Source organism: Mesorhizobium sp. M1E.F.Ca.ET.041.01.1.1 (assembly GCF_003997355.1).
GTDB lineage: Bacteria > Pseudomonadota > Alphaproteobacteria > Rhizobiales > Rhizobiaceae > Mesorhizobium.
In genome coordinates this window covers 1-6,768 of sequence record NZ_RZSL01000343.1, presented here as the reverse complement: position 1 = coordinate 6,768, position 6,768 = coordinate 1, and the positions used below count along the sequence as shown (strand labels likewise).

The following is a 6,768-nucleotide window of genomic DNA, read 5'->3' as shown; positions in this document are numbered from 1 at the left end:
GGACTAGGACATGGCACAGGAACGTAGGGAAGGCGGCCGCGGCCGCGAGCGTGAGCGCGAAGAGCGCGACGACGGTATGGTGGACAAGCTCGTCCACATCAACCGCGTCGCCAAGGTGGTGAAGGGCGGCCGTCGCTTCGGCTTTGCCGCTCTCGTCGTCGTCGGCGACCAGAAGGGCCGCGTCGGCTTCGGCCACGGCAAGGCGCGCGAAGTGCCGGAGGCGATCCGCAAGGCGACCGAGTCGGCCAAGCGCGACATGATTTTCGTGCCGCTGCGCTCGGGCCGCACGCTGCATCACGACGTCGAGGGCCGCTGGGGCGCCGGACGCGTTCTGCTGCGCGCCGCCAAGCAGGGTACCGGCATCATCGCGGGTGGCCCAATGCGCGCCGTCTTCGAGACGCTCGGCATGCATGACGTGGTCGCCAAGTCGATGGGTTCGTCGAACCCCTACAACATGGTTCGCGCCACCTTCGACGCGCTGAAGAGCCAGATGCATCCGAAGGATGTGGCTGCCGCGCGCGGCATCAAGTATTCGACCCTTCAGGCTCGCCGCGGCACCGCCGTTGCGACCGAAGAATAGTCGACGCTGACCAGGGATTTAGACCATGGCCAAGAAAGCTACCAAGACCATTACCGTCGAGCAGATCGGTTCGCCGATCCGCCGGCCGAAGGAGCAGCGCGCGACGCTGGTCGGCCTCGGCCTCAACAAGATGCACAAGCGGCGCACGCTGGAAGATACCCCTTCCGTGCGCGGCATGATCGCCGCCGTCCAGCACCTCGTCCGCGTCGTGGACGAGGCCTGAACGGAAGCGCAGGAGAACGAAGATGAAACTCAACGATCTGCGTGACAAGGACGGCGCCACGCATTCCAGGAAGCGCCTCGGTCGCGGCATCGGCTCCGGCTCGGGCAAGACCGCCGGTCGCGGCGTCAAGGGCCAGAAGGCGCGCTCCGGCGTCGCCATCAACGGCTTCGAGGGCGGCCAGATGCCGCTCTACCGTCGCCTGCCGAAGCGCGGCTTCAACAACCTGTTCGGCAAGAGCTTCACCGTCGTGTCGCTCGCCCGCATCCAGGCTGCTGTCGATGCCAAGAAGCTCGATGCCAAGGCGACCGTGACGGCCGAGGCCCTGATTGCCGCCGGCGTCATCCGCCGCGCCAAGGACGGCGTGCGCGTTCTCTCCGACGGCGAGCTCAAGGCCAAGCTCAGCTTCGACGTCGCCGGTGCCTCCAAGGCGGCGATCGAGAAGATCGAGAAGGCCGGCGGTTCGGTGAAGCTGCCGGAAGCGGCCGCCGCCGAGTAACGGCGATTTGAAGCACGGCCGGCGGGAATGACTTCGTTTTTGCCGGCGAAGCGCGCTTCGATCTAGTCAATTAGGCGGCCGCGTCAACGCGGCCGCTTGCATGTTTACGGTCCGGAGCTTATCTCGTGAGCTTCGGTGACACGCACCGCCTGAGCTGCGGGCATCGAGCGTGACCTAGCGGAGAATCAGGCATGGCTTCGGCTGCTGAACAACTAGCCTCCAATCTGAATTTTGCGGCCTTCGCCAAGGCCGAGGATCTGAAGAAGCGCATCTGGTTCACCATCGGCGCGCTGCTCGTCTACCGCCTCGGCACCTACATCCCGCTTCCCGGCATCAATCCCGACGCTTTCGCGCAGGCCTTCTCCTCGCAAAGCAAGGGCGTGCTCGGCATGTTCAACATGTTTGCCGGCGGCGCCGTGCAGCGCATGGCGATCTTCGCGCTGGGCATCATGCCCTACATCTCCGCCTCCATCATCATGCAGCTCATGACCTCGGTCATCCCGTCGCTGGAAGCGCTGAAGAAGGAGGGCGAGCAGGGCCGCAAGATCATCAACCAGTACACGCGCTACGGCACGGTGCTGCTCGCTCTGGTGCAGGCCTACGGCATTTCGATCGGCCTCGAGGGCGGCAATGGCATCGTCAACGATCCCGGCATGTTCTTCCGCATCTCGACGGTTGTCACGCTCGTCGGCGGCACCATGTTCCTGATGTGGCTCGGCGAGCAGATCACCGCCCGTGGCATCGGCAACGGCATTTCGCTGATCATCTTCTCGGGCATCGTCGCCGGCCTGCCGCGCGCCATCTCCGGCACGCTGGAACTCGGCCGCACCGGCGCGCTGTCCACCGGCCTCATTCTCGCGATCATCGTGCTCGCGGTCGTCGTCATCGGTGTCATCGTCTTCTTCGAGCGCGCCCAGCGGCGCCTGCTCATCCAGTATCCGAAGCGTCAGGTCGGCACCCGCATGTTCCAGGGCGACACCTCGCCCCTGCCGCTGAAGCTCAACACCTCGGGCGTCATCCCGCCGATCTTCGCCTCCTCGCTGCTGCTTCTGCCGGCAACGGTCGCTGGCTTCTCGCAGACGACGAACCTGCCGGCCTGGGCGAGCACGATTCTGGCCTCCCTCGGCCACGGCCAACCGCTCTACATGGTGTTCTACGCGGCGATGATCATCTTCTTCGCCTTCTTCTACACGGCGATCGTCTTCAACCCGAAGGACACGGCCGACCAGCTCAAGAAGCATTCCGGCTTCATCCCGGGCTACCGGCCGGGCGAGCGCACCGCCGAATATATCGACTATGTTCTGACGCGTATCACCGTCATCGGCGCCGTCTACCTGGTGCTGGTGTGTCTGCTGCCCGAGTTCCTGATTTCAGCGACTGGCGTACCTTTCTACCTCGGTGGCACATCGCTTCTGATCGTGGTCAGTGTCACGCTCGACACGGTGGCGCAGATTCAGGGTCACCTGATCGCGCACCAGTATGAGGGCCTGATCAAGAAGTCGAAGTTGCGTGGGGGTAAGAGGAGCAGATGAGGCTGATATTGCTTGGGCCGCCAGGAGCGGGCAAGGGGACGCAAGCACAGAGACTGGTAGACAAACATGGCATACCCCAGCTTTCGACGGGTGACATGCTGCGTGCCGCCGTCCAGGCCGGAACCGAGGTCGGCAAGCGTGCCAAGGCTGTAATGGATGCCGGCGAGCTGGTGTCGGATGCGATCGTCAACGCGATCGTCGCCGAACGGATCGACCAGCCCGATTGCGCCAGAGGCTTCATCCTCGACGGATATCCGCGCACGCTGATACAGGCCGATGCCGTGGAGGCTATGCTTTCGGAGCGCAATATTGCGCTGGACTGTGTCATCGAGCTCGTCGTCGACGACAAGGCGCTGGTGGGACGCATCGTCAAGCGCGCTGAGGATGCCCAGGCCGCAGGCCAGCCTGTACGCAAGGACGACAACCCGGCTGTGTTCGAGGAGCGCCTGCGGGAATATTACAAGAAGACGGCGCCGCTGACCGGCTATTATTACGCCAAAGGCAGGCTGAAGACCGTCGATGGCATGGCCAGTATCGACGGGGTGACCGCGGAGATCGAGAAGGTGCTCGCGGCGACGGCGAGGTAGGTCGTTCCGACAAGCAAAGATTGCGCTTGACTGGAGGGAGCCGTTGGGGTATGGCGGCCCGTCTTCCTGTCAGGCATGGACTTTGCTTGCCCGCAAGGGCAGGGCAGTCGTTTTGAACCAGGAAACTCCCGCAAGGGCCGGCCTCCACCGGACGCGGGGCAACTTAGATAGCGCCGGCACGTCCGGCCCACATGGAGATGAGAACAAATGGCTCGTATAGCCGGCGTCAACATTCCGACCAACAAGCGCGTCGTCATCGCGCTTCAGTACATTCACGGCATCGGCAAGAAGTTTGCCCAGGAGATCGTCGACAAGGTCGGCATCCCGGCGGACCGCCGCGTCAACCAGCTGACCGACGCGGAAGTGCTGCAGATCCGCGAGACGATCGACCGCGACTATCAGGTCGAAGGCGACCTGCGCCGCGAAGTCTCGATGAACATCAAGCGGCTCATGGACCTCGGCTGCTACCGCGGCCTGCGTCACCGCCGCTCGCTGCCAGTCCGCGGCCAGCGCACGCACACCAATGCGCGCACCCGCAAGGGCCCGGCCAAGGCGATCGCCGGCAAGAAGAAGTAATTGAGCGAATAGCGAGTAGCCATTAGCGAGTAGGGGACTCTATTCGCTATTCCCTATTCACTACTCGCTTCTAAAGGTGGAGCCGCTGGCGTTACGGCGGTGTAGAGATCAACTGAAAGGACTACCATGGCCAAGGAAGCCGCTCGTGTTCGCCGCCGCGAACGCAAGAACATCTCGTCGGGCGTTGCCCACGTCAATTCGACCTTCAACAATACGATGATCACTATCACCGACGCGCAGGGCAATTCGATTGCCTGGTCGTCGGCCGGCGCCCAGGGCTTCAAGGGTTCGCGCAAGTCGACCCCGTTCGCCGCCCAGATGGCTGCCGAGGACGTCGCCAAGAAGGCCCAGGAACACGGCATGCGCATGCTTGAGGTCGAGGTCTGCGGACCCGGCTCCGGTCGCGAATCGGCGCTGCGCGCCCTGCAGGCGGCCGGCTTCACCATCACCTCGATCCGTGATGTGACGCCGATCCCGCACAATGGCTGCCGCCCGCGTAAGAAGCGCCGCGTCTAATATTTTTGAACACCGCGTGAGCGCCGAGGCGCTGCTGCGCGGATTTCCAGGCTGCCCGCCACGATTGGATGGTGGCGGGTCAAAGGAAGGAAGACACAATGATCCAGAAAAACTGGCAGGAACTGATCAAGCCGAACAAGATCGAGTTCTCGTCGAAGAAGAAGACGCTGACCACGCTGGTGGCAGAGCCGCTCGAACGCGGCTTCGGCCTCACCCTCGGCAACGCGCTGCGGCGCGTGCTTCTGTCTTCGCTGCGGGGCGCGGCCGTTACCGCCGTGCAGATCGACGGCGTGCTGCATGAATTCTCGTCCATCGCCGGCGTGCGCGAGGACGTGACCGACATCGTGCTCAACATCAAGGAAATCGCCATCCGCATGGAAGGCGATGGTCCCAAGCGCATGGTCGTGCGCAAGCAGGGCCCGGGCGCCGTGCTCGCCGGCGACATCCAGACCGTGGGCGACGTCGAGATCCTCAACCCCGACCACGTCATTTGCACGCTGGACGAGGGCGCCGAGATCCGCATGGAGTTCACCGTCGACACCGGCAAGGGCTACGTGCCGGCCGAGCGCAACCGCGCCGAGGACGCGCCGATCGGCCTGATCCCGGTCGACAGCCTCTATTCGCCGGTCAAGAAGGTCTCCTACAAGGTCGAGAACACCCGCGAGGGCCAGGTTCTCGACTATGACAAGCTGACCATGACGATCGAGACCGACGGTTCGATCTCGGGCGAGGACGCGGTGGCTTTCGCCGCCCGCATCCTGCAGGATCAGCTCGCCCTGTTCGTCAACTTCGACGAGCCGCAGAAGGAAGTCGCCGCCGAGGCCGTCACCGAGCTCGCCTTCAACCCGGCGCTGCTCAAGAAGGTCGACGAGCTGGAACTCTCGGTGCGTTCGGCCAACTGCCTGAAGAACGACAACATCGTCTATATCGGCGACCTGATCCAGAAGACCGAAGCCGAGATGCTGCGCACCCCGAACTTCGGCCGCAAGTCGCTGAACGAGATCAAGGAAGTGCTGGCAGCGATGGGCCTGCACCTCGGCATGGAAGTGCCGGACTGGCCGCCGGAAAACATCGAAGACCTCGCCAAGCGTTACGAAGACCAATATTGAGCATGAATTCCAAGGATCGGCGGCGCGAGCCGCTCGATCCGACGGTCATGCGGAAAACCATCAGAGGCCGTGGCCTCTTGAACAACTGAAGAAGGAAAAGAGCCATGCGCCACGGTTTCAAAGGCCGTCGCTTCGCCCGCAGCGTAAGCCACCGCAAGTCGATGTTCGCCAACCTCGCCGTGTCGCTGATCGAGCACGAGCAGATCGTCACCACCCTGCCGAAGGCGAAGGACCTGCGTCCGATCGTCGAGAAGCTGGTGACGCTCGGCAAGCGCGGCGACCTGCACGCCCGTCGTCAGGTCATCGCCCAGATCGGCAACGAGCCGGTCGTGAAGCGCCTATTCGAGACGATTGCGCCGCGTTACGCGCAGCGCAACGGTGGCTATCTGCGCATCATGAAGGCGGGCTTCCGCAAGGGCGACAACGCCGCGATGGCGGTGATCGAGTTCGTCGCCCGCGACACCTCGGCCAAGGGCGCAGCCGACCGCGCCCGCCTCGAGGCCGAAGGCGGCAACGAGGAAGCCGCGGCCGCCTGAGGTCTCGGCTTTCGAAATTGAATGCGAGGGGCCTGCGGGCCCCTTTTGCATTTTGGAGGCTGAGCCCGGGAGCGGGCGGATTTTCGCACGCAGGCTCATGCTTTTGCGCGACAAGCGCCTGATTTCCGTGCATTGGCCTTTCATTCTGCACAATCGTCGGGACAATGGCGCCTGATCTGGAGGATTCGGAATGCACCTCAAACGGCTGTTTCTCATTGCAGTTTGCGCGCTTGCCGCTTTCGCCGGGGCGCCGGCCGTCAGACAGGCATCGGCCGAGGACGCCGCCAAGCCGGCAGACCCCGGCCTCTCCGACGTGCTGACCGATCTGCTGCATGGCGTCGAAGGCGAGAACGCCACCTCGGGCCCTGACAAGCGCGTGCCGTTCGGCCGCGAGGAGGTGCAGCTTTCCTTCGCGCCGCTGGTCAAGCAGACGGCGCCTGCCGTGGTCAATGTCTACGCCTCGCAGACCGCCAAGGTGACCTCGCCCTTCGAGGGCGATCCCTTCTTCGAGGAGTTCTTCGGCCGCGCCCAGCCGCGTGCGCAGTCCTCGCTGGGCTCCGGCGTGCTGGTCGATCCGAGCGGCGTCATCGTCACCAACTACCATGTCATCAAG

9 protein-coding genes and 1 pseudogene are annotated in these 6,768 nt (G+C 63.9%); all 10 read left to right on the top strand.

Annotated features, from left to right (window positions below; genetic code table 11):
• Positions 1-10: 10 nt before the first annotated feature.
• Positions 11-580, top strand: a complete 570-nt coding sequence (gene rpsE / locus EOA38_RS23880) for a 30S ribosomal protein S5 (protein WP_095807478.1) — start codon at positions 11-13, stop codon at positions 578-580.
• A 25-nt stretch (positions 581-605) separates the two neighbouring features.
• Positions 606-803, top strand: a complete 198-nt coding sequence (gene rpmD / locus EOA38_RS23875) for a 50S ribosomal protein L30 (protein ID WP_027170355.1) — start codon at positions 606-608, stop codon at positions 801-803.
• Between the two features lie 22 nt (positions 804-825).
• The gene (gene rplO / locus EOA38_RS23870; protein ID WP_126094104.1) at positions 826-1,299 is read left to right on the top strand and encodes a 50S ribosomal protein L15; all 474 of its coding nucleotides are present in this window, start codon (positions 826-828) and stop codon (positions 1,297-1,299) included.
• A 191-nt stretch (positions 1,300-1,490) separates the two neighbouring features.
• Positions 1,491-2,831, top strand: coding sequence for a preprotein translocase subunit SecY (gene secY / locus EOA38_RS23865; protein WP_127300384.1), 1,341 nt, complete (start codon positions 1,491-1,493; stop codon positions 2,829-2,831).
• A complete protein-coding gene (locus EOA38_RS23860) occupies positions 2,828-3,418 on the top strand; it encodes an adenylate kinase (protein WP_126094102.1) in 591 nt (196 codons plus the stop codon). The genes secY and EOA38_RS23860 overlap by 4 nt, the downstream gene beginning before the upstream one ends.
• Before the next feature lie 207 nt (positions 3,419-3,625).
• Entirely contained in the window at positions 3,626-3,994 is a 369-nt protein-coding gene (gene rpsM / locus EOA38_RS23855; protein WP_027170351.1) for a 30S ribosomal protein S13, read from the top strand.
• A gap of 126 nt (positions 3,995-4,120) precedes the next feature.
• Positions 4,121-4,510: a 30S ribosomal protein S11 gene (gene rpsK, locus EOA38_RS23850; protein ID WP_006205444.1), complete on the top strand. Its 390-nt coding sequence runs from the start codon at positions 4,121-4,123 to the stop codon at positions 4,508-4,510.
• A gap of 98 nt (positions 4,511-4,608) precedes the next feature.
• Positions 4,609-5,619, top strand: a complete 1,011-nt coding sequence (locus tag EOA38_RS23845) for a DNA-directed RNA polymerase subunit alpha (protein WP_126094101.1) — start codon at positions 4,609-4,611, stop codon at positions 5,617-5,619.
• 104 nt (positions 5,620-5,723) lie between these two features.
• Positions 5,724-6,155 (top strand): 50S ribosomal protein L17, encoded by a 432-nt coding sequence (rplQ, locus tag EOA38_RS23840; protein ID WP_127222374.1) that lies wholly within the window; start codon positions 5,724-5,726, stop codon positions 6,153-6,155.
• 190 nt (positions 6,156-6,345) lie between these two features.
• Positions 6,346-6,768 (top strand): annotated as a pseudogene (locus EOA38_RS23835) (S1C family serine protease); the annotation flags it as partial.

What these genes read in the sequence shown, in the direction of transcription:
- rpsE (WP_095807478.1), top strand. Translation starts at nt 11, where the DNA reads ATGGCACAGGAACGTAGGGAAGGCGGCCGCGGCCGCGAGCGTGAGCGC.
- rpmD (WP_027170355.1), top strand. Translation starts at nt 606, where the DNA reads ATGGCCAAGAAAGCTACCAAGACCATTACCGTCGAGCAGATCGGTTCG.
- rplO (WP_126094104.1), top strand. Translation starts at nt 826, where the DNA reads ATGAAACTCAACGATCTGCGTGACAAGGACGGCGCCACGCATTCCAGG.
- secY (WP_127300384.1), top strand. Translation starts at nt 1,491, where the DNA reads ATGGCTTCGGCTGCTGAACAACTAGCCTCCAATCTGAATTTTGCGGCC.
- EOA38_RS23860 (WP_126094102.1), top strand. Translation starts at nt 2,828, where the DNA reads ATGAGGCTGATATTGCTTGGGCCGCCAGGAGCGGGCAAGGGGACGCAA.
- rpsM (WP_027170351.1), top strand. Translation starts at nt 3,626, where the DNA reads ATGGCTCGTATAGCCGGCGTCAACATTCCGACCAACAAGCGCGTCGTC.
- rpsK (WP_006205444.1), top strand. Translation starts at nt 4,121, where the DNA reads ATGGCCAAGGAAGCCGCTCGTGTTCGCCGCCGCGAACGCAAGAACATC.
- EOA38_RS23845 (WP_126094101.1), top strand. Translation starts at nt 4,609, where the DNA reads ATGATCCAGAAAAACTGGCAGGAACTGATCAAGCCGAACAAGATCGAG.
- rplQ (WP_127222374.1), top strand. Translation starts at nt 5,724, where the DNA reads ATGCGCCACGGTTTCAAAGGCCGTCGCTTCGCCCGCAGCGTAAGCCAC.